This is a genomic window from Pseudomonas sp. Z4-7, from assembly GCF_051131965.1.
GTDB lineage: Bacteria > Pseudomonadota > Gammaproteobacteria > Pseudomonadales > Pseudomonadaceae > Aquipseudomonas.
Genome location: NZ_CP071642.1, coordinates 3,149,068 through 3,168,457 on the forward strand (window position 1 = coordinate 3,149,068; position 19,390 = coordinate 3,168,457).

The 19,390-nt window shown below is 58.9% G+C and carries 19 protein-coding genes and 1 pseudogene; 12 read left to right on the plus strand and 8 right to left on the minus strand.

The window, feature by feature from the left end; all coding sequences use genetic code 11:
* The first annotated feature begins 161 nt into the window (after window positions 1–161).
* The 6 genes from pstS to J3P91_RS14265 all read left to right on the plus strand — a co-directional run bounded on the left by pstS (window position 162) and on the right by J3P91_RS14265 (window position 5,395).
* Window positions 162–1,193, plus strand: coding sequence for a phosphate ABC transporter substrate-binding protein PstS (gene pstS, locus J3P91_RS14240; RefSeq protein WP_434600770.1), 1,032 nt, complete (start codon window positions 162–164; stop codon window positions 1,191–1,193).
* Window positions 1,194–1,267: 74 nt separating this feature from the next.
* On the plus strand, window positions 1,268–2,233 hold the full coding sequence (pstC, locus tag J3P91_RS14245; protein ID WP_305501066.1) for a phosphate ABC transporter permease subunit PstC: 966 nt from the start codon (window positions 1,268–1,270) through the stop codon (window positions 2,231–2,233).
* Window positions 2,233–3,144 (plus strand): phosphate ABC transporter permease PstA, encoded by a 912-nt coding sequence (pstA, locus tag J3P91_RS14250; protein WP_434600771.1) that lies wholly within the window; start codon window positions 2,233–2,235, stop codon window positions 3,142–3,144. Before pstC ends, pstA begins: the two co-directional genes overlap by 1 nt.
* Before the next feature lie 75 nt (window positions 3,145–3,219).
* Window positions 3,220–3,981: a phosphate ABC transporter ATP-binding protein PstB gene (gene pstB / locus J3P91_RS14255; RefSeq protein ID WP_025214260.1), complete on the plus strand. Its 762-nt coding sequence runs from the start codon at window positions 3,220–3,222 to the stop codon at window positions 3,979–3,981.
* A 95-nt stretch (window positions 3,982–4,076) separates the two neighbouring features.
* Window positions 4,077–4,775, plus strand: coding sequence for a hypothetical protein (locus J3P91_RS14260; RefSeq protein WP_305501063.1), 699 nt, complete (start codon window positions 4,077–4,079; stop codon window positions 4,773–4,775).
* Window positions 4,775–5,395: a hypothetical protein gene (locus tag J3P91_RS14265; RefSeq protein ID WP_434568427.1), complete on the plus strand. Its 621-nt coding sequence runs from the start codon at window positions 4,775–4,777 to the stop codon at window positions 5,393–5,395. Before J3P91_RS14260 ends, J3P91_RS14265 begins: the two co-directional genes overlap by 1 nt.
* A 51-nt stretch (window positions 5,396–5,446) precedes the next feature.
* Here J3P91_RS14265 and J3P91_RS14270 read toward each other — a convergent pair whose 3' ends face one another.
* Window positions 5,447–6,457 carry a zinc-dependent alcohol dehydrogenase family protein gene (locus J3P91_RS14270; protein WP_434600772.1) on the minus strand — a complete coding sequence of 337 codons (1,011 nt, stop codon included), beginning with the start codon at window positions 6,455–6,457 and terminating at the stop codon, window positions 5,447–5,449.
* A gap of 150 nt (window positions 6,458–6,607) precedes the next feature.
* On the opposite strand from J3P91_RS14270, the gene J3P91_RS14275 reads away from it, so the two are divergent.
* Complete coding sequence (locus J3P91_RS14275; RefSeq protein WP_434600773.1) at window positions 6,608–7,522, plus strand: LysR substrate-binding domain-containing protein; 915 nt, start codon at window positions 6,608–6,610, stop codon at window positions 7,520–7,522.
* Between the two features lie 42 nt (window positions 7,523–7,564).
* Here the strand turns inward: J3P91_RS14275 and J3P91_RS14280 are convergent, their stop codons facing one another.
* Together J3P91_RS14280 and J3P91_RS14285 are read right to left on the minus strand one after the other, a co-directional pair.
* Complete coding sequence (locus J3P91_RS14280) at window positions 7,565–8,299, minus strand: NADPH-dependent F420 reductase (RefSeq protein ID WP_434600774.1); 735 nt, start codon at window positions 8,297–8,299, stop codon at window positions 7,565–7,567.
* A 37-nt stretch (window positions 8,300–8,336) separates the two neighbouring features.
* A complete protein-coding gene (locus J3P91_RS14285) occupies window positions 8,337–9,095 on the minus strand; it encodes an SDR family oxidoreductase (protein ID WP_434600775.1) in 759 nt (252 codons plus the stop codon).
* A 100-nt stretch (window positions 9,096–9,195) separates the two neighbouring features.
* Here J3P91_RS14285 and J3P91_RS14290 point away from each other — a divergent pair, with 100 nt between their 5' ends.
* A complete protein-coding gene (locus J3P91_RS14290) occupies window positions 9,196–9,786 on the plus strand; it encodes a TetR/AcrR family transcriptional regulator (RefSeq protein WP_434568424.1) in 591 nt (196 codons plus the stop codon).
* A 135-nt stretch (window positions 9,787–9,921) separates the two neighbouring features.
* Here the strand turns inward: J3P91_RS14290 and J3P91_RS14295 are convergent, their stop codons facing one another.
* The 3 genes from J3P91_RS14295 to J3P91_RS14305 all read right to left on the minus strand — a co-directional run bounded on the left by J3P91_RS14295 (window position 9,922) and on the right by J3P91_RS14305 (window position 12,711).
* Window positions 9,922–11,082, minus strand: coding sequence for an alkene reductase (locus J3P91_RS14295; RefSeq protein WP_434600776.1), 1,161 nt, complete (start codon window positions 11,080–11,082; stop codon window positions 9,922–9,924).
* 73 nt (window positions 11,083–11,155) lie between these two features.
* Window positions 11,156–11,839 (minus strand): type 1 glutamine amidotransferase domain-containing protein, encoded by a 684-nt coding sequence (locus J3P91_RS14300; RefSeq protein ID WP_434600777.1) that lies wholly within the window; start codon window positions 11,837–11,839, stop codon window positions 11,156–11,158.
* A 269-nt stretch (window positions 11,840–12,108) separates the two neighbouring features.
* Entirely contained in the window at window positions 12,109–12,711 is a 603-nt protein-coding gene (locus J3P91_RS14305) for a TetR/AcrR family transcriptional regulator (protein ID WP_434600778.1), read from the minus strand.
* 46 nt (window positions 12,712–12,757) lie between these two features.
* On the opposite strand from J3P91_RS14305, the pseudogene J3P91_RS14310 reads away from it, so the two are divergent.
* A pseudogene (locus tag J3P91_RS14310) lies at window positions 12,758–13,009 on the plus strand (MFS transporter); the annotation flags it as partial.
* 66 nt (window positions 13,010–13,075) lie between these two features.
* On the opposite strand, the gene J3P91_RS14315 reads toward J3P91_RS14310, so the two are convergent.
* Window positions 13,076–13,888, minus strand: a complete 813-nt coding sequence (locus J3P91_RS14315; protein ID WP_434600779.1) for a molybdenum cofactor biosynthesis F family protein — start codon at window positions 13,886–13,888, stop codon at window positions 13,076–13,078.
* A gap of 123 nt (window positions 13,889–14,011) precedes the next feature.
* A complete protein-coding gene (feaR, locus tag J3P91_RS14320; RefSeq protein WP_434600780.1) occupies window positions 14,012–14,977 on the minus strand; it encodes a transcriptional regulator FeaR in 966 nt (321 codons plus the stop codon).
* A gap of 225 nt (window positions 14,978–15,202) precedes the next feature.
* Between feaR and J3P91_RS14325 the strand changes: the two genes are divergently transcribed.
* The 3 genes from J3P91_RS14325 to J3P91_RS14335 all read left to right on the plus strand — a co-directional run bounded on the left by J3P91_RS14325 (window position 15,203) and on the right by J3P91_RS14335 (window position 19,381).
* A complete protein-coding gene (locus J3P91_RS14325; RefSeq protein WP_434600781.1) occupies window positions 15,203–16,642 on the plus strand; it encodes an APC family permease in 1,440 nt (479 codons plus the stop codon).
* Between the two features lie 43 nt (window positions 16,643–16,685).
* A complete protein-coding gene (locus J3P91_RS14330; RefSeq protein WP_434600782.1) occupies window positions 16,686–17,987 on the plus strand; it encodes an NAD(P)/FAD-dependent oxidoreductase in 1,302 nt (433 codons plus the stop codon).
* A gap of 77 nt (window positions 17,988–18,064) precedes the next feature.
* A complete protein-coding gene (locus tag J3P91_RS14335; protein ID WP_434600783.1) occupies window positions 18,065–19,381 on the plus strand; it encodes a hypothetical protein in 1,317 nt (438 codons plus the stop codon).
* Window positions 19,382–19,390: the final 9 nt, after the last annotated feature.

A 19,390-nucleotide genomic window follows, 5' to 3' on the forward strand; every position in this document is an offset into this window, starting at 1 on the left:
GCGAAGTGTTAGTCGCAATTTGTTACGGGGCGATTACAACAGCCAACGTGCTGTAGGCGCTATCTGAAGGACATAAGTGCACTTTGCCACTGCGCATTCATAAAACCGTAACAAGAATGTTGCAGAGTTCCCCGGCCCGTCATCACAAGGAATTTCTTTTAATGAAAAGTTTGATGAAGTCTGCTGCGCTCGCCGTTACGGTTTCTCTTTGTGCCACCTCGGCGTCCTTCGCTGCAGAGAACGTCCGTCTGACGGGCTCTGGGGCGAGTTTTCCAGCTCCGATCTACCTGACCTGGTTCAAGGATTTCAGCAAGAAATCCGACGGTGTCACCGTGGATTACCAATCCAAGGGCAGCGGTGCGGGCGTACAGGACTTCCTGAACAAGACCGTTGATTTCGCCGCCAGTGACTCGGCGATGAAAGAAGAAGACATCGCCAAGGTTGCCGAAGGCGTGCAGTTGTTGCCGATGACCGCCGGTGAAATCGTGCTGGCCTACAACCTGCCGGGCAATCCCAAGGGCCTCAAGCTGCCACGCGATGTGTACTCGAACATCTTCCTGGGCAAGATCACCAAATGGAACGATCCGCAGATCGCCGCCGCCAACCCGGACCTGAAACTCACCGATACGCCGATCACCGTCGTTGTACGTGCGGACTCCAGCGGTACCACCGCAGTGTTCACCAAGCACCTGGCAACCATCAACCCGGAGTTCAAGACGGCGCTGGGCGAGGGCAACACCGTCAACTGGCCGGCCAGTGACAAGTTCATCAAGTCGCCGAAAAACGATGGTGTGACCGCTACCGTGCGTCAGACCCCGGGCGCGATTGGCTATATCGAATACGGCTTCGCCAAGCTCGCCAAGGTCGACTTCGCCCAACTGCAGAACAAGGCCGGCAACTACGTCGTGCCGAACGCCGAGAGCGGCGCAGAGGCGCTGGCGGCGGTGAAGATGCCGGAAAACCTGGTGGCCTGGCTGCCGGATCCGGACGGCGCCAAGTCCTACCCGATCACGTCCTACACCTGGATGATCTTCCGCAAGGACAACGGCAACCCGGCCAAGGCCAAGGCCATGCGTGAAATGGTCGAATACAGCCTGACCGAGGGGCAGAAGATTGCCGATTCGATGGGTTACATCCCATTGCCGGCATCGGTCGTCGAGCAGGTTCGCAAGGCATCCGCCAACATTCAGTAACACCGTGAGGTCTCTCTCGGTGTGTGCGTCTGCGCCACGCCGGGGGAGTTTTCCCCCTGTTCCGGACTTAGCCCATGAACAAACCTTTTGTCGTACCGGTTAATCCGGACTCTGCCTGCCAGCCACCCTCGACGAAGGATTTCCTGGTTGATCGCACTTTCCGTGCGCTAGCGCGCATCGGCGTGGTGCTGATTCTGGCGCTGGTATTTGCGCTGGTGTTCGAGGTGGGACGCAAGGCAATTCCCGGCATGGAAAAACACGGTTTCGACGTGCTCCTGGGCAGCGTCTGGGACGTCAACCAAGGCAAATACGGCATCCTGCCGGCTATCTGGGGCACGCTTTACAGCGCCTTGATCGCGTTGCTGATCGCTGGGTTTTTCGGCGTCAGCATGGCGATTTTCCTGACCCAGGATTTCCTGCCGCCCAAGCTCGCGGCGATTTTCCGCACCATCGTTGAACTGCTCGCGGCCATCCCCAGCGTGGTCTATGGCCTGTGGGGGATCTACGTGGTGATCCCGGCTATCCGACCGCTGACAACCTGGCTGAACAGCGAACTCGGCTGGATACCCTTTTTCGGCACGTCCCTCAGCGGGCCCGGGCTACTACCGGCGGCGCTGGTGCTTGCGATCATGATTCTGCCAACCATCGCCGCCGTTTCGCAGGATGCGCTCACCGGCGTACCGATGAAAACCAAGCAGGCCGCCTACGGCATGGGGACGACTCACTGGGAAGCGATTCTCAAGGTGATGGTGCCTTCTGCCGCCACCGGCATCTTCGGCTCCCTGGTGCTGGGCCTCGGGCGCGCCCTGGGCGAGACGATGGCGCTGGCCATGCTGGTCGGCAACGCCAACAACATTTCCCTCTCGCTGTTTGCTCCGGCCAACACGCTTGCTGCCCTGCTGGCGTTGAACTTCCCCGAGGCCGGGCCGAACGAGATCGAGGTGTTGATGTATGCCGCCCTGGTATTGATGTTGATTACGCTGATCGTGAACATTTTTGGTTCGATGATCATGATGTATGCCCAACGGGGTAATAAGTGATGACAGACCTCACTGCCGCAACAGACTTGACCGCGCCAGCGGGCGCGATGCCCAGCCTGCAGCGCAAGTTCGAAGGCCGCGCGTTGCGCAGCCTGATCCTGACCACCCTGGTCTGGACCGGCGCGCTGCTCGCCAGCGTGCCGCTGATTTCCGTGCTTTACATGCTGATCACCCGTGGTGGCGCGCGCCTGAATCTGGAAGTCTTTACCGAACTGCCGCCGACCGGCTTCGAGATGGGTGGCGGCTTCGGCAACGCCATGGCCGGTACCTTCGTGATGGTCGGTATCGCGGCAGCCATCGCGGTGCCGATCGGCATCATGGCCGCCGTCTTCCTGGCTGAGCTGGGGCCGGACAGCAAGTTGGGGAACGCCGCGCGGTTTGCCGCGAAGATGCTCACCGGCCTGCCGTCGATCCTGGCCGGGGTATTTGCCTACGCCCTGGTGGTGATGACCACCGGTACTTATTCGGCGCCGGCGGGCGGCGTGGCACTGGCCGTGCTGATGCTGCCGATCGTCGTGCTGACGGCGGAAGAGTCGATGCGCATGGTGCCCAAGATCATGAAGGATGCCGCCTATGGCATGGGCTGCACCCGCTCCCAGGTGATCTGGAAAATCGTCTTGCCAACCGGCATGCCGGCCATCCTCACCGGCGTCATGCTGGCCGTGGCACGTGCCGCGGGCGAGACCGCGCCGCTGCTGTTTACCGCGCTGTTCAGCAACTACTGGATTTACCACCAGGGCAATCTCGAGGTCATGAACCCGACGGCCTCGCTGGCGGTGCTGATCTACAACTTCTCCGGGATGCCTTTCGACAACCAGCTCGAGCTCGCATGGGCGGCCTCACTGGTGCTGGTGATGATCGTGCTGTTCGTGAACATCATCAGCCGTATTTTCGGCAAGCCCAAGTATTAAGAACGGGAGCATCTGATCTTGAACGTATCCACTGCGCAAATAGCCGCTCCGTTTGTCACCCAGGCACCTGTAGTCATGGACTGCAAACTGGACAAGATTTTTTATGGCAACTTCATGGCGGTCCGTGACAGCCATGTGCCGATCGAGAAAAACAAGATCACCGGGTTCATCGGTCCTTCCGGCTGTGGCAAGAGCACCGTGTTGCGCAGCCTCAACCGGATGAACGACCTGGTGAAAGGCTTCCGTTTCGAAGGCCACGTGCATTTCCTCGGACAGGACGTTTACGGCAAGGGCGTTGATCCGGTGGTCGTGCGCCGTTACATCGGCATGGTATTCCAGCAGCCGAACCCGTTTTCGATGAGCATTTTCGACAACGTCGCGTTTGGCCTGCGCCTCAACCGCTACAAGGGCGACATCGGTGACCGGGTCAAACATGCGCTGCAAGGCGCCGCGCTGTGGGACGAAGTCAAGGACAAGCTCAAGGTCAGCGGCCTGTCGCTCTCCGGCGGCCAGCAACAGCGCCTGTGCATTGCCCGCGCCATCGCCACCGAGCCGGAAGTGCTGCTGTTGGATGAACCGTGTTCGGCACTCGACCCGATCGCTACCCGGCGGGTCGAGGAGCTGATGGTCGAGTTGAAGAAGGACTACACCATCGCCCTGGTGACCCACAACATGCAGCAGGCCATCCGCGTGGCTGACACCACGGCGTTTTTCTCGGTGGATATTTCCCAGGGCACGCGCACCGGTTACCTGGTCGAGATGGGCCCGACGACGCAGATTTTCGACAACCCGCGTGAACAGATGACCGGCGATTACATCAGCGGCAAGTTCAGCTAAGCCACCCATCAGGTCAAGGCCGCATCCCTGCAGAAGCCAAATGGATTTGGCGGGCATCCGGTAGACATTTACCAAGCGTTTTCCAAGGAGCACCAATGCCTGCTACGCATCGCCTTGATTTGCCAGCGATTGAACGCGCACTACGGGAAGTGCAGGACCGCTTCGCCCAGCTCAGCCGGCACTTCACCGAGCCGCGTGACCCGTTGACCGATGAAGTGCTGCAGAATGTGCTTGAAGGTTATGCGTTGGTTGACGAATATGTTGCCCGCGGCGTCGACCTGTTCGATCTGCAGCAACTGAACCTGATGCTGGAGATCAACGCCACGGTGCTCTGTGGCCGGGATCCGGCGCGCCGGTTGGAATACGCCCATCACCTGGCAGCGACCGAGGCGCATTTCTTCAACAATGTTGAAGGAGGCATCAAGGATTTGTACAACTGGTATTGTGCCTATCGCAGCGAGTCGGTGTGGAAGCGCGCGGCGGGCGTCTATGTACGGATTCTCAGCAAGCCACAGTTGTTCATCGAAGGTAACAACCGCAGTGGGTCGCTTATTGTCAGCTATCTGCTGATGCGCGCGGGCTTGCCGCCGTTTGTGCTGACACTGGAAAATGCCGAAGGCTATTTCAACCCATCCTCGGTGATACGAAACTCTGCCAAGCATGGCGTCAAGGCGTTGTACGAATTGCCCAAGATCAAGAAAAAATACGCAGCGTTTTTAGAAGAACAGGCACCCGATCCAATGAAGTTTTTTCTCAAAGGCGAGTCTTTGCCGCTTTCCCAAGGTGGTCATTGATGGACGTCAAATGCAGAACATTCAGCGGCCGGGTAGGGCAGGCCATCCGCGGCGCATTGCCGACGCAGCTGTTCAAGCGCCAGCGCATACGGATTTCGTTTGATATCGATGACACGCTCGCCTGCCAACTCCACCACTGCGAAGTCGAGCAAAGCCGGCTGCCGGCCTGCATTCACCGTTGGCTGGGTGAGCCGCTGCGCCGGGGCACCCGCTCGCTGATCCGGGAATTGCGTCGCCAGGATTGCAGCATCTGGGTCTACACCTCGTCCGGCCGCACGCCGTCCTATATCCGCCGTTGGCTGCTGCTGTACGGCATCCGCGTCGACGGTGTGGTCAACAGCGTCCTGCACAACCGCGCCCTGACGGTGCATGGGCTGGAGAACTCACCCTCCAAGTACCCGCCGGCGTTCGATATCGACTTGCATGTCGATGACTCCGAAGGCGTGCAGCTCGAAGGCGATGACCATGGCTTTCGCGTCGTCGTGGTGCATCCGGAGGATGAGGGCTGGGCGCAGAAGGTGCTGGAGGCGGTCGCTGTTGTCCAGGCGCAGCTTGAGTGGCAGCAGATGTTCAGGCCCAAAGGAGCCGCGCAACAACGCGCGGAAGCTTCTTTGTCTTGATGCGATGCGGCATTACCGCAAAAAAAGGCGCCATGGTGGCGCCTCAGCGGTTCAGGCGATCTTGATTACAACTTTTCCAAATGCTCCTTTTGCCAGGTGCTCGTAAGCTTCCCGGGCTTTCTCGAACGGATACACCTGATCGATCACAGGACGAATCCTGCGTTGGTTGAGGAATGCATTCATCCGCTCGAACGATGAGCGCGGCGCCACCGCAATACCGCGAATGGTTGTCTGGCGAAAGATAAGAGGCATCAGTTCGAGTTCCGCAGTCTGGCCGGTCAAAAAGCCGATCTGCGCAATACGCCCGGATGCCTTGGTCGCTGCGATCGATTGATTGATGCCGCTGCCTCCGGCTACATCCAGCAGCAGATCCACGCCTTTACCCTCGGTCAGCTTCAGCACTTCGTCTGCCCAGTCTGGCGTACTCCTGTAGTTGACGCCTGCTATGGCCCCCAATCCCTTCACAGCTTGCAGATTTTCGTCGCTGCTCGACGTTGCGATCACCTTGGCGCCAAGCGCAGTTGCGATCTGCACGGCAAATATGGACACACCGCCAGTGCCTTGGACCAATACGGTTTGTCCAGCCTCAATCTGCCCGAAGTCCACCAGTGAATACCATGCCGTGAGCGCGGCAATCGGCAGCGTAGCGGCCTCTTCATCGCTCATGTTGTCAGGCGCACCCACGGCGCTTTCCTGATGGATGATCATGTACTCGGCCAAGCCACCGGGCAATGGTGATCCAAAACAGTAATCCGGCTCATTGGGTCCGGGCTCGCCATCCAGCCAACGGGAGTACAGGTGCGAGTTGACCCGATCACCGATCTTGAAGCGCGTCACACCATCACCAAGCGCGACCACTGTTCCGGCCGCATCACTTACGGGAATGAGGGGCTTGGGCACCTTATGCGGCTCATAAATGCCGTCAACGATGGCCTTGTCGCGAAAATTGAGCGAGACAGCGCCAACCTTGACCAGCAATTCGCCGGGCCCCGGGCGTGGGGTAGCCGTCTCTTCCAGTTGCAGATTGTCGAGTCCGAAGTCTTTTAATAGCCAGGCTTTCATTGTGAATCTCCAAACGAGTCAGTGACGGCAAACCGCAAAGGGTTCGCCTTGTGCACATGGTTCGCTTTTGGAGAGGCGCAATAAATGCGTGAACAAAGACATGATTGTTATATTCTGCGGCAACAATAGCGTTCCCCAGGGCCTGACATCATGGAATTGCTGCAATCGATGCGCCTATTCGCCAGGCTTGCCGAACTCGGCAGCTTCACAAAAACTGCCGAGTCGCTGGATATAGGGCGGCCGCAGGTCACCCGTTCCATTCAGGAGCTGGAAACATCATTGGGTGTGCGCCTTTTCCAGCGCACGACCAGAAAGGTGGCGCTCACCGCCGAGGGCGAACGATTCTATGGGCGGGTACAGGAGATTCTTGCGGACATTTCTGCCGCAACTTCGATGTTCGACCGCACCGGGGCAACGCTTACGGGCCGACTTCGCGTCGATATCCCGACCGCTTTCGCGCAAATGGATTTCATCAGAAGCCTGAAAGCGTTCACCAGCACCTTCCCAGGCATCAACGTGATACTGGGCGTGACCGACCGAGCCGTTGACTTGATAGGAGAGGGCATAGACTGTGCTTTGCGCATAGGTGATCTACCGGACTCGACATTAGTCGCTCGCCCCGTTGCATGGGCGACAATGGTGACGTGCGCGGCGCCCGAATATCTCGCCAGGCACGGCGAACCCGAGACACTTGGCGACCTGGCCGCCCATCGAGGCGTGAACTTCTTGTCCGGTCAGAGCAGCAGGCCATTGCCCTGGCATTTCATGGTGGAAGGCAAGGATCGAGCGTTTGTAAGCAACCCCGCCATCACCGTCACTGAATCGAATGCGTACGTGCAGTGCGGTGTGTCGGGCTTCGGAATAATCCAGGCGCCAGGCATCGCTGTGGCCGGGTATTTGGAAAGCGGCGCTTTGGTGGAGATTCTAAGACCCTGTCGACCAGCTCCTCGCCCAGTGTCGTTGCTATACCCAAGCCGGACGCACCTGGCGCCGCAAGTGCAGGTTCTTCTCGAATGGCTGCAAGCGCACTTTGTTCAGCTTCATCCCGAGTGGCTGGAACGATAGAGGTTCAGGAACATCTTGAGCCCGTCAGGACAGGCGAGACAGTCAGGCTGTCATGGCGCGATTCAAGGCAACGATTTGCTCATGTGAAAACTGACTGCCGGGCGCCATGAACCGGGCGATCAACGCGTCGCGGTTTTGCGCCGCCCGAGTTTTGTCAGCCGCGTCCAGCGCCAATTTCAACGCCGGCAATGTCAACTCGGTGCAGTAAGCCGGTGTGCCTGGCTGCTGACGCCAAGAGTCTTCAAGGCTGCCAGCGACAAAGGCGCTAAAGCCGGTGTCTTCGACAAGATCCTGCGCAACCGCCAAAGCGGCGGGATCGCTCCCTGCCACAGGTAACGCTATGCGTGTTGAGGACCCGGCTGGCTGGCCTTTGTCGGCGAGCGTGGCGGCGAGCAGGGCGTTCCAGGTCTTGATGACCGGGCGGCCAAGCTGTTCGCTGACCCAGATGCTCTCGGGCTTGCCGTCGTCGACGTCCTTGATCGCCCCGTCACGGCCTGGATAGTAATTGGAGGTGTCGATGACGACGGTCTTTTCATGGACGTTACTGAATGCCTGCCTGAGTTCGGGGTATTTTGCGAATGGGATCGAGAGGATAACCGCGTCCACCCCAGACACAGCCTCTTCCCTGGTCACTGCCTTTACACCGATTTCGCTGGCGAGTTTCTGTAGGCTTTCAGGGCCCTTCGAGTTCGCCAGCTTGATTTCATGGCCGCACGCAGCGAGCTTGCGGGCAAGGGTGGCTCCAATGTTGCCCGCGCCGATAATTCCGATCTTCATTTCGATGGCCTCGCGTAAAGAGCTTTCAAATTTTTCATCATTCAGCTGGCGCTTTGTATCCCGCCAGCATTTTCAGAACCTCGTCATGCGTGCCGTTCGCTTCAGCAAACCGTAATGGCTTGGCACGTTCGACGACAAGTTCCTGTGGCGTTGGAGTGATGGCGAGGAGTTCGAAGATTTCATCCAGGAACTGTTCCAGAGGCATGGCGTGTTCGTCGTTTTCCTGCCCAAGCAAAGTGGTCCGCACACCCGGCGGCGCAAGCTCGATGACTTCGACCGAGGACGCCTCCAGCTGTACTCGAAGACTTTGAGTGAAGGAGTGCACGGCCGCTTTGGTTGCGCTGTAGGTCGGCGTCGCCGGCAGCGGGACGAATGCCAGGGCGGAGCTGACATTCACAATCGTTGCGCTGGGCTGTTTGACCAGATGCGGCGTAAACGCGTACACCATGCGAATCGTGCCGAGCAGGTTGGTGGTCACGATATCTTCGGCGGTGCTCAGATTGTCCGGCGCAGTCAGGTCCTCCCATTGCATGATGCCTGCGTTGTTGATCAGGACGTTCAGGTTCGGATGGCTGATCGCAAGGGTCTCGCTGGCATGCAGGATGGATTGTGGATCGCAGACATCCAGCAATATCGATTCGATACCCGGATGTTCCGACACGACCTTGTCGAGCAGCGCCTTGCGACGTCCCGCGATAATCACCTTGTTTCCCGCCTCGTGAAGCCTGAGCGTAAGGCCAAGGCCTATGCCTGAAGTGCCACCAGTGACCAGGATCGTGTTGCCAGTGCGGTTCATAGTAAACTCCGGTGATGAAATTCAAGCGGACAGCTGTCCACTTACGCAACGTACCGGACAGATGTCCGCTTAGCAATGCATTCAAGGAAAATTTTTGCTCATGCCTGACGAACTGGTGATGCGTGCTGACGCCAAGAAAAACCGTGAACGGATACTGGAGGTCGCCGTGACAGAGCTGACCCTCGATCCCGCGGTCCCGCTGAGCACGATCGCGAAGAAGGCCGGGGTAGGACAGGGCACGTTCTATCGCCACTTCGCCACCCGCGAAAAATTGGTATTCGAGGTCTATCAATTCGAAATGCTGCAGGTGGCTTCGTTGGCGGAACAACTGCTCGCCACGAAACCACCGAAGGAAGCCCTCCGGGAATGGATGGACCGCCTCGCCGAATATGCGATGACCAAGGCTGGACTTGCGAGCGCAATACGCCAGGCCGCTTCTGCCTATGAGTTTCCCGGGAAGTCGGGATACGCGCCGATGCTGGCAGCGGCAGAATTGCTTTTGAGAGCGAATGAAAAGGCTGGCACGATTCGTAGCGGAGTGACCAGCGACGACTTTTTCCTGGCCACTGCCGGAATCTGGCAAATGGATTGCCAGAGCGAATGGCATCCACGTTTCTCCAGGTTGATGGACCTGGTCATGGATGGCCTTTGTGCGGGCAGCCCTGAAAGCCTGAAGAGGGACAAGGACTAGTTTTCAAATCTCAAGGCGTCGGCAAATCCGTGGGGAGGGAGGGGCTGGCGTTCCAATGCGCGGCGCTCACGAAAGGGGCCGCTACGCAGCCCAGCGGGAGCAAGCTCCCTCGCCACGGTTCTTGAATCAGTAGAGTCAGAACGCCGGGACCGCTTCCTCACGTTCAACTGTGGATGGGGAATACCGCGGGTAATCGGTGAATCCTTGTTCATTACCGCCGTACAGTCCGGTGGCATCAAGAGCGTTGAGCGGCCAACCATTGGCGATACGCTGGGGCAGGTCGGGGTTGGCGATGAACGGCCGGCCGAATGCGACCAGATCGGCCAGGCCCGACTCGATCAGGCGCGCCCCGCGGTCAGCGGTGTACAGCCCGGCATAGATGATGCGGCCGGTGAAAGTGCTTCGCACCTCGCGCCGAAACGCCTCGGGCAGGTCCGGCGCATTCGGCCAGTCCGCTTCGGCGATCGACAGATAGGCGATGCCTGCCTGCTCAAGCACCTTGATGGCTTCGATGTAGGTCTGGTGCGGGTCGTCCTCGACGAAGCCGATGTACACGCGGTCTTCTTCGGTGCTGGTGAACAGCGGCGTGAAGCGCACGCCCACGCGGTCGGGCCCGACCACGGCGCTGACGGCCCGGACCACTTCGCGCAGGAAACGCAGGCGATTGTGCAGCGAGCCGCCGTAGTCATCGGTGCGCTGGTTGGCATGGGCGGAAATGAACTGGTTGACCAGATAACCGTTGGCCGCGTGGATCTCGATGCCATCGAAACCGGCCGCCAGGGCGTTGCGTGCGGCCTGGGCGTAGAGTTCGACCAGCGCCTTGATCTCTGCCACGCTCAGCTCGCGCGGAGTGGAGGGTTCGACCAGCGTGCCGGTGCCGGGACCGGTTTCGATAAAGGCTTTGACCTTTTTCGCCTGGACCGCCGACGGTGCGACAGGGGCGGCGTTGTCCGGTTGCAGTGCGCTGTGTGATACGCGACCGACATGCCAGAGCTGGGCAAAAATCACCCCGCCCTCAGCGTGAACCGCCTCGGTGACGGTGCGCCAGCCATCGATCTGCGCCTGGCTGTAGATGCCCGGCGTCCAGGCATAACCCTTGCCACGGGGTTCGATTTGGGTGCCTTCGCTGATGATCAGGCCGGCACTCGCGCGCTGTTGGTAATAGCGGGCCAGGAGGGCTGTGGGCACGTCACCGGGCTGGCCGCTGCGTTGACGGGTCAGGGGCGGCATGACGATGCGATTTTTCAGCGTCAGTGGGCCTAGCGAGGTGTGTTCGAACAGCGAGCTGTATTTCATAACAGTATCCCTTGGTGGCGAGCTATCGGCGCGATAAGGGCGGGAGACCTGCGACGTCTCCCGCGGAACAGGCTCAAGCCTCGTTCAGCAGATCGATGAGGACCTGCGCGGCTTCGCTTGACGAACCCGGGTTCTGACCGGTGATCAGCAGACCGTCACGCACCACGTAGGAGGACCAGTCGGCGCCTTTCGAATACACGCCGCCGTTGGCCTTGAGCATGTCCTCGACCAGGAATGGCACGACGTCGGTCAGGCCTACCGCCGCTTCTTCGGTATTGGTGAAGCCGGCAACTTTTTTGCCCTGGACCAGCGGAGTACCGTCAGGCTTTTTCACGTGGCGCAGCACGCCAGGCGCGTGGCACACCAAGGCGACAGGCTTGCCGGCGGCCTGGAAAGACTCGATCAAGCGGATCGAGACCGGGTCTTCGGCCAGGTCCCACAGTGGGCCGTGGCCGCCTGGGTAGAAAACTGCATCGAAATCGTCTGGCGAGACGCTGTCCAGGCGCACGGTGTTGGCAAGCAAGGCGGTCGCTTCAGGGTCGGCTTCGAAACGCCGGGTCAGGTCAGTCTGAAAGGACGGCTCGTTACTCTTCGGATCAAGCGGTGGCTGCCCACCCTCAGGCGAAGCCAGAACGATCTCGGCCTTGGCGTCGAGGAAGGCGTAGTAGGGCGCCGCCAGCTCTTCGAGCCAGAAGCCGGTCTTGCGGCCAGTGGTGCCGAGGGTGTCGTGCGAGGTCAGTACCATGAGAACTTTCATTTCGGTTGTCCTGTTTGAGAGTGTGCTGCATTAGTTTGAATAGACCAGTCGTCTAGCGCCTGAGCAAAAAAATCAAGCTGCAAAAGGCATCACCCAAACCTCTGGGCGGGTGGCTTTCTCGAGCTGCTGCCTGGCGATGCGTAGAACGTGTGGCTACCTTAATTTCAAATTAGACCAGTCGTCTAGTAATATTTTTGTTTTTTCGCATCACGGTTTTTTTGGAGGGGGGCAGGATAGGCAGATTTTGATGAAGGAGGCGGCGGTACCGATCAGGTAAGGCTGAGAATCTGGCGAGTCGTCGCCATTGCCGTCTCGAAAGGCTGGACACTCTTGGTGATCTTGACCATCACACTGGCGCCGACCCACAGCTGATAGAGACTTTGCGCGACCGCATGAGGCTCGGCAACGGACTCCAGGGAGCCTTCGGCGATTCCGCTCTCGATCGCCACGGCCAGGCGGTCGGTGATACCCGCTGTGCCGCGCTTGAGCACCGCGCGCATCGCCTCTGAAAGGTCGGCGACTTCCACGCCCAGCTTCACCGCCAGGCATTTGCCCTGGCAATCCTGGAACGATTGAGTCTGTTGCCAGATGTCCCAATACTTCATCAGACGCTGAGCCATCGTCAGGCCAGGCAGGGCGAGAACCTCGTCCAGCTCCGCGAGATAGCTCGCGAAGTAGCTTTCAAGCAATGCCTCGCCGAAGGCGTCTTTTGAGCCGAAGTAGTGGTAGAAGGATCCTTTTGGCACACCCGCAGTGGCCAGGATTTCATTCAGGCCCACGGCGGAATAGCCTTTGGCGGCCATGATTCGTTGGCCAACATCAAGGATTTCCTGGCGGACGTCGGAGGTTTCGCGGGTCTTTGGGCTGCTCATGGGGGCGATCTTATTCTCTACTAGACGATCAGTCTACTATCCTCAGCGAGCGGCCTTGGCCGACGCAGCAGGCGAGGGCGCCGACGTTGCGCTGTCGATGAACGTGGTGGTGTGGAACAGCGCAATCGCCGGCGGCGGGTTATTGGGCGGGGTGTTGCTTGGCCAATGGGGCGTCAGCACTTTTCCCTGGGTGCTGTTGGTGTTGCTGCTCGCCAGCCTGGCGCTCGCGCTCCGAGCGCGGGTGCATGGCTTTCCGCAGGGCGAAAGATATGCCGGTCATGGCGCAGCCGCGCATTGATTGGAATGAACTCGATAGAGTCGAATAAAAAACCACTCGATGAGTGGTTTTTTTACATCCCTACGTTCAAAAGGCGACGGGATAAGACGTTTCGTTCAGCACAGTCGCTTTTGATCCAAAGGTGAGGTGAATCAGTTTCCTTGGCTTCGGGTCCCAACAGAAGAACCGACCCACGGAGCGCATCTGCGCAAGGTCCACGACGATAACCGATTCCACAGGCATGACCGTTTCGGTCCAGAACAACACGTAGAGGTCATCGGCGACATCGAAATAAGCGCACCGCTCGACGTCGGCCAGACCTTTCTCAGCCCCGTTCACGCAGTGCCAGGCCATGGTTTGCGCGCCGAAGTAGACGTGCTCATACCAATCGTCCGCGCTGTAGCGGTACAGCACGCGCTTACCGACCAGGCCGGCCCCTTGAACGATGGGCGCGCCCCCAGGCTCGCCATCGACCACGGCAGTCACGAAATCTGTACGCGTACGTTTTTCGCCTCCTCTGTCATAAAAAAGGGAGACAGCCGCCAGTACATCACCGGTTTCGTATTTCCAGACCAGGGTCGCCGACTCCTGGTGTTCGGGCTTGAGGAAGTCGATGAAAAAGATACCGGGGCGAACCTCCACCGCTTCGTAGGTTTCTGTTTCGGATTCACCGGTGCCTTCGCCCTCCAGGATGGTCCAGGTCAACGTATTCTCATCAACAAAATGGTGCTCGATCAGCCAACCGTTGGCAAAGCGAAGGTTGGCTTTTTTTCCTGCCAGAAATAGGGACGGAGCGTATTTGTACTCATTAAATCCGTCGGCCATTTCCTCAAGCGTCGGCCATTGCTCTTCAGGCACGAATGGTTGGTTCTTCAGTTCTTGTTCGATCTGATAGCTCACGATGTCTCCTCGTTTACGGCCGGTTCCGATTGAGGTTTCATCCTAGGAGTGGGCGCAATCAATGTCTTGGCGCCGAGTGCCATCGCTTGTGCTGGAGTGACACATTTCCAACAAGCCGGAGGGTCAATTGCATTCGGTTGAAAACTGATGGCGATAGTCGCGGGGAGAAATGCCGAATCGCAGCTTGAACGCCTTGGAAAAATGGCTCACATCATTGAAGCCCCAGGCGTAGGCGATGGCGGTGATTTTTTCATGGGCGGCTGCCTGGCTGATGGTCTCGGCACAGCGTTGCAGTCGCTGTTCCAATATGTGCCGGCCGATGGTGGTGCCTTGCTGGGCGAAGAGCCGATGCAGGTTTCTGACCGATGTACCGATGGCTTCTGCCAGACGCTCGGCACACAACTCGCTATCGCAAAGATGCCGTTCGATCAGGATTTTTGCCTTGATCAGTTTCTGCGCCTGGCCGCTGGAGTCTCCGCCCTCGATTGCACTGCTCACCCCAGGGCGCAACAGCATCAGCAATGCGTCGAACAATGCCGCACTCTCTTGCGGTAGCAGGTTCGAAGAATCGAATAGCCGTTGGGTCATCAGGCCGGCCATGCCCCCCAAAGCGCTGCTGGCAACCAAGGGACGGTTGAATATCAATTGCCTCTGCCCCAAGCGTTGGTGCAGCGCTTGGCGGGGAATGATCAGCGACATCTGGTCGCTCAGGGCATCGAAGTAAAAATCGCAAGGCTGCGTGATGTCCAGCAACACTAGGTCGCCCTTGTCCAGGCGGGCGCGATTGTCAGCCTGGCACATCAATGCGCTACCACCGACTTGCAGCACCAGGTAGAAAAAATCTTTGTCATCGGCCCGAATATCGCTGCGGGCGCGGTGCAAGTGCTGGCAATTGCTGATGATGCGCGAGCCATCCAACGCGGAATCTGTGCCCGTCAGATTTTTCATCGCGCCGGTAAAGCTCGCGAGGCCGGGCCCGGAAGGCGGCTCGGCGTGAAAGGTTCCGCATTTCTGACCGAGGTCGTGTTGCCAGGCCTCGAAGCCCTGGGCGCCCGTATAGAGCGGTTCTGTTTGCCAAGTGTTGTACATCGTTACCTCGGCTGCCGGCTGCACGCCGGTTTTGTTTTTATATTGGATCGGCCGTCGACACGCTTCCGACACCGGCAGTATTTAGTAGCACGCATGTTGAAAAGACAAGTATCTCCCTATCGATGGCAGTGACAGACATGTGCACGACATTCTCAACCATGTTCCTGGCCAGCCAGGGAGGCGTCTAATGGGATTGTGCTTCTTACCCGGCTGGAGTCTGTTCCCGTGGATACAACCAATAACAATACCTGTGCCTCGGCTTCGCACCTGCAGAAAACCTTGCGCTGGAGCGATGCATTCGCACTGTCAATGGCGGTGTCAGGCTCGATCTTCGCTTCTTTCGGCTTCGCCCTCGGTGCACTCGGTCCGGTAGCCGCGCTTATGCTCTGGGTGGGCTCGGCAGCCATCGGGGCTTGTCAGAACTGGATTTTCCTGGAAGTCAGCGCAATGTTTCCGGATAAACCTGGCGGCATCGCAATGATCGCGGCCGAAGGTTGGCGCAAACGCTGTGCCTGGGTCGGTCCCTTGGCCGCCTTTGGTTACTGGCTTGGCTGGTCGGCGGTGTTGTCGATCATTGGCGTGAGCGCCGGAGCGTTGATTCAGGCGCAGTGGTTTCCCTCGCAAACCTGGAGCTTCGATACAGGTCTGGCCAGCATTGGCCTGGCCCAGATGATCGGAGCGGGTTTGATCGTGCTTTTCTGGCAATTCAATCGTCGCGGCATCCATCTGGCCGCATCGGTCTCAAAATATATGGGGGCGCTGCTGCTGGTGCCGATCCTGGTGTTGGCAGTGGCGCCTTTGCTGGCTCATGGCTGGAGCATGGAGCGCTTCGCATCGGCCTGGCAGGCGCGAGAGGCGTTCGGTTGGGAGTCGTTGCGCACCGCGTTGGTCTGGATGTTCCTGGTCAGCTGGAGCGCCTATGGCACCGAAATGTGCGCAGCCTTCGGGCCCGAATATCGCAGCGAGCGGGACATGCGCCTGGCTTTGATGAGTTCAGGTGGCTACACCGTGCTGGTGTTTGCCGCAGTAGCTTTCGGCCTGGGCGGCTTGGTGGATCCGCAAGCGGCCCTGGAGAACCCCAGCGGTTTCTACATTGCGGCCTTCAACGCGGTGCTGGGCACGGGCTGGAGCAGCTTTTTCGTGATTGCGTTGTTGGTGGGGCTGTTCATGGGGTTGAACGCGGCATTGGCCGATGGCTCGCGGGCGTTGTACGGCACGGCGCTGGAAGGACTGACCATCAAACAATTGGGTGTGCTCAACAAACACCAGGTACCCGGACGTTGCATGAGCGTGGCGGTGGCGGTGAACCTGGCGATGATCTTTTTCCTGTCATCGCCCCTGGCAATTCTGGTGACGGCCAATATTGGTTATCTGACCGCCATCTTCTTCGCGCTTTCGGGCTTCATCTTGCTGCGCAAGGACGCACCGTTGCACCCGCGCCCGGTGCGTCTGGGACGCGGCTGGCTGCCGGTGGCCTGGCTGCTGAGCGTGTTCACTGGCGTAGTGGTCGTGGTCGGGGCCGCATCTGCCGAGCTGGCCGGTTATGGCGGAGCGAAGGAGGTGCTGATCGCCTTGGGCATCCTGATGTTTTCACTGCTGCTGTATGCCTATCGACGACTCGTGCAAGACCGCGCCCCGGCCTTGCCATCGGTCTCCCCACACTGAGCTGCATTTACAACAACAAGAAAACTGACCAAGAGGTGCAGGCATGCTGTCCGTTGAAACACCAACGACCTATTACACCGCCACTCGCAAATATGACTTGAAGTTCAATGACCTGGAGCACGATGTCGAGGCCGAAGTCGTCGTTATCGGAGGTGGATTTTCCGGTATCAATACTGCGTTGGAACTCGCCGAGCGCGGATTCACCGACGTGGTCGTGCTGGAAGCCCGTTACCTGGGTTTCGGCGGCTCGGGGCGCAATGGCGGTCATGTGATGGCCGGGATCGGACACGATCTGGAGAAGATTCGCAAAAGCGTCGGCGAGGAGGGGCTCAAAGCGATTTTCGAGATCAGCGACCTGGGCGCCTCGATTATCCAGAACCGCATCCAGCGTTATCAAATTGATGCGGATTTCTGCCACGGCTATGGCTATCTCGGTTTCAACAAGCGCCAGGGTCGGCTGCTACAAGCATGGGAAAAAGAATACAAACAGCTCAATCCGGATCACGAAATTGTCTACCTGGAGGGCGCCGAGGTCCAAAGCATCGTCGGCTCGGACGTATACAGCTGCGCCTTGAAGCACATGGGCAACGGTCATATCCATTCGTTGAACATGCTCCTGGGGTCGGCCAAGGCGTTGGTGGGCCTGGGTGGACGCATTTATGAAAATACCCCCGTGCTGGAGGTGACCTATGGCGACACCATTACCTTGCGTACGGCGAAAGGTTCGGTTCGGGCGAAGAAGATCCTCTGGTCCTGCGGCGCGTTTCTGGACCGGCTTGAGCCTGAATTGCACAAGACGATGGTGAGCACTTACGCCTTCCAATTGGTGACGGAGCCGCTTCCCCCTGCGCTGATCGAACAGATCAGTCCGATACGAGGTGCCTTCAGCGATATTCGTCCGGTGATCGAGTACTACCGGGTGACCAATGAAAACCGTCTGCTCTTCGGTTCGGCGACGCGCCTGCTCGAGTACATTCCCAACGATCTGAAGGCGTGGAACCGAAATCTGATGCTCCAGGTTTTCCCCTACCTCGATCACGTGAAAATCGACTTGGCTTGGGGCGGGCCGATGGAGTGCAGCGCTAATCTGTTCCCACAGATCGGTACCTTGCCCGGGCGCGACAACGCCTATTTCGTCCAGGGTTACTCGGGCTTCGGCGTGACGCCGAGTCATGTGGTGAGCCGTGTCATTGCCGATGGGATGACCGGCGGTTCACGGCATTGGGATGTGATGAGTGCGATCCCGCGTACGCGGATTCCCGGCAAGGATCATTGGCGCAACCTGATCTGCACCCTTGGAAAGGCCAGCCACCAGCTGGCGGGCTACCGCAACGGTCGCCGCTGATATCGCCTTACCCTTGATCTGACTGGCGCTGACTGACGGCGCCACTGCTTCTCCTTTCGCATATCGGAGTACGGCCCATGCTCGCCTGTAAAAAAACAATAATCGCGCTTTCGTTCGCCTGCGTCTGTGTTCCAGCAGCAGCGCAGCCGCTTTACAAGGATGAAGCCACGGAAGTCGATGCGCGCTTGCTCGCGTTGGCTGGCGCCTTCCATAGCCGGGAAAACTACTCGCAATCGGGAACACGTAGAGAGGGGGCCAGCCGGTGGCAAGAGGCGGTCCTGCAATACGGTTTCGACCTGCGCCATAGTCTCGACGCCGGGTCGCAACTGTACGGTTCGTTGAATTGGGTAAGCTCCGCCACCTTTGGCGATGGCGACCCGGCCGGCTGGTCTTCAGGTGATGAGCGCACCACCAAAATCGAGGACGCTTTCGTGGGTTGGCGCTCCGGCACACGGTTCGATGTCATGGGCGAGAACGGCGTGGACATATCGTTCGGGCGGCAAAACATCGTGATCGGCGACGGCTTTCTGGTCAGTGGCGATGCCTTGAATCTCGGCAAGGAGTTTGTCGACGGCAAAGCCAATCGGGGCGGGGGATACTACCTGACCGGTCGCAAGGCTTTTGATCGCACGGCCGTACTGCGCCTGGGTGGCCAGCAAGGCTGGCGGGGTGATCTTATGTGGCTCAAGTCCGACAACCCGGCCCAGGCCAGGCCGGAATTGGCACTGGGTACGCTGGAGCATGTCAGCGAGCAGGGCACCCTGGGCCTGACTTATCTGAAAGTCACCGATACCGACAAGGCAATGGCGGACCTGTTGTTTCCCGAGCGCAAGGGTATGCAGCTCTACAGCGTTCGCGGACAGGGTAATGCAGGGGTTTCCGGGCTGTTCCTGGCCGGTGAGTACGCTTGGGAGCAGAAAGATAACGCCAGGGAAAACGCCTGGTATCTTGAAGCCGGTTGGACGTTTGACGATGTTCCCGGCACGCCTTCGATCAACTACCGATACAGTCGTTTCTCCGAAGGCTACGACCCGCTTTTCTATGGCAATGGCCGCGCGCTCGGTACCTGGTTCCAAGGTGAAGTCGCTGCCAACTATGCGGGCCCGTTCAACAGCAACGCCACTGTGCAGCATGTAGGATTGAAACTCGCTCCCGCCGAGGATCTCAAGCTAGGCATCTTGCTTTACACCTTCCGCACCCTCGACGCGAGCCGTAACCATCTGGATGCCGACGAGGCGGACCTCTACGCCGAATGGTCGATTGACCCGCATTGGACCCTCATGCCCTTGGTGGGCCTCTACAAGCCGAAGCAAAGTGCCGCAAATGGCGGGACGCAAGTCGGCAACAGCGCCACTAATCTCTACGGGCAGGTTTTGTTGGCGTGGTCATTCTAGGTTGGAGGC

Excerpts from the sequence above, each read along its gene's own strand:
- pstS (WP_434600770.1), top strand. The coding sequence starts at position 162 with ATGAAAAGTTTGATGAAGTCTGCTGCGCTCGCCGTTACGGTTTCTCTT.
- pstC (WP_305501066.1), top strand. The coding sequence starts at position 1,268 with ATGAACAAACCTTTTGTCGTACCGGTTAATCCGGACTCTGCCTGCCAG.
- pstA (WP_434600771.1), top strand. The coding sequence starts at position 2,233 with ATGACAGACCTCACTGCCGCAACAGACTTGACCGCGCCAGCGGGCGCG.
- pstB (WP_025214260.1), top strand. The coding sequence starts at position 3,220 with ATGGACTGCAAACTGGACAAGATTTTTTATGGCAACTTCATGGCGGTC.
- J3P91_RS14260 (WP_305501063.1), top strand. The coding sequence starts at position 4,077 with ATGCCTGCTACGCATCGCCTTGATTTGCCAGCGATTGAACGCGCACTA.
- J3P91_RS14265 (WP_434568427.1), top strand. The coding sequence starts at position 4,775 with ATGGACGTCAAATGCAGAACATTCAGCGGCCGGGTAGGGCAGGCCATC.
- J3P91_RS14270 (WP_434600772.1), bottom strand. The coding sequence starts at position 6,457 with ATGAAAGCCTGGCTATTAAAAGACTTCGGACTCGACAATCTGCAACTG.
- J3P91_RS14275 (WP_434600773.1), top strand. The coding sequence starts at position 6,608 with ATGGAATTGCTGCAATCGATGCGCCTATTCGCCAGGCTTGCCGAACTC.
- J3P91_RS14280 (WP_434600774.1), bottom strand. The coding sequence starts at position 8,299 with ATGAAGATCGGAATTATCGGCGCGGGCAACATTGGAGCCACCCTTGCC.
- J3P91_RS14285 (WP_434600775.1), bottom strand. The coding sequence starts at position 9,095 with ATGAACCGCACTGGCAACACGATCCTGGTCACTGGTGGCACTTCAGGC.
- J3P91_RS14290 (WP_434568424.1), top strand. The coding sequence starts at position 9,196 with ATGCCTGACGAACTGGTGATGCGTGCTGACGCCAAGAAAAACCGTGAA.
- J3P91_RS14295 (WP_434600776.1), bottom strand. The coding sequence starts at position 11,082 with ATGAAATACAGCTCGCTGTTCGAACACACCTCGCTAGGCCCACTGACG.
- J3P91_RS14300 (WP_434600777.1), bottom strand. The coding sequence starts at position 11,839 with ATGAAAGTTCTCATGGTACTGACCTCGCACGACACCCTCGGCACCACT.
- J3P91_RS14305 (WP_434600778.1), bottom strand. The coding sequence starts at position 12,711 with ATGAGCAGCCCAAAGACCCGCGAAACCTCCGACGTCCGCCAGGAAATC.
- feaR (WP_434600780.1), bottom strand. The coding sequence starts at position 14,977 with ATGTACAACACTTGGCAAACAGAACCGCTCTATACGGGCGCCCAGGGC.
- J3P91_RS14330 (WP_434600782.1), top strand. The coding sequence starts at position 16,686 with ATGCTGTCCGTTGAAACACCAACGACCTATTACACCGCCACTCGCAAA.
- J3P91_RS14335 (WP_434600783.1), top strand. The coding sequence starts at position 18,065 with ATGCTCGCCTGTAAAAAAACAATAATCGCGCTTTCGTTCGCCTGCGTC.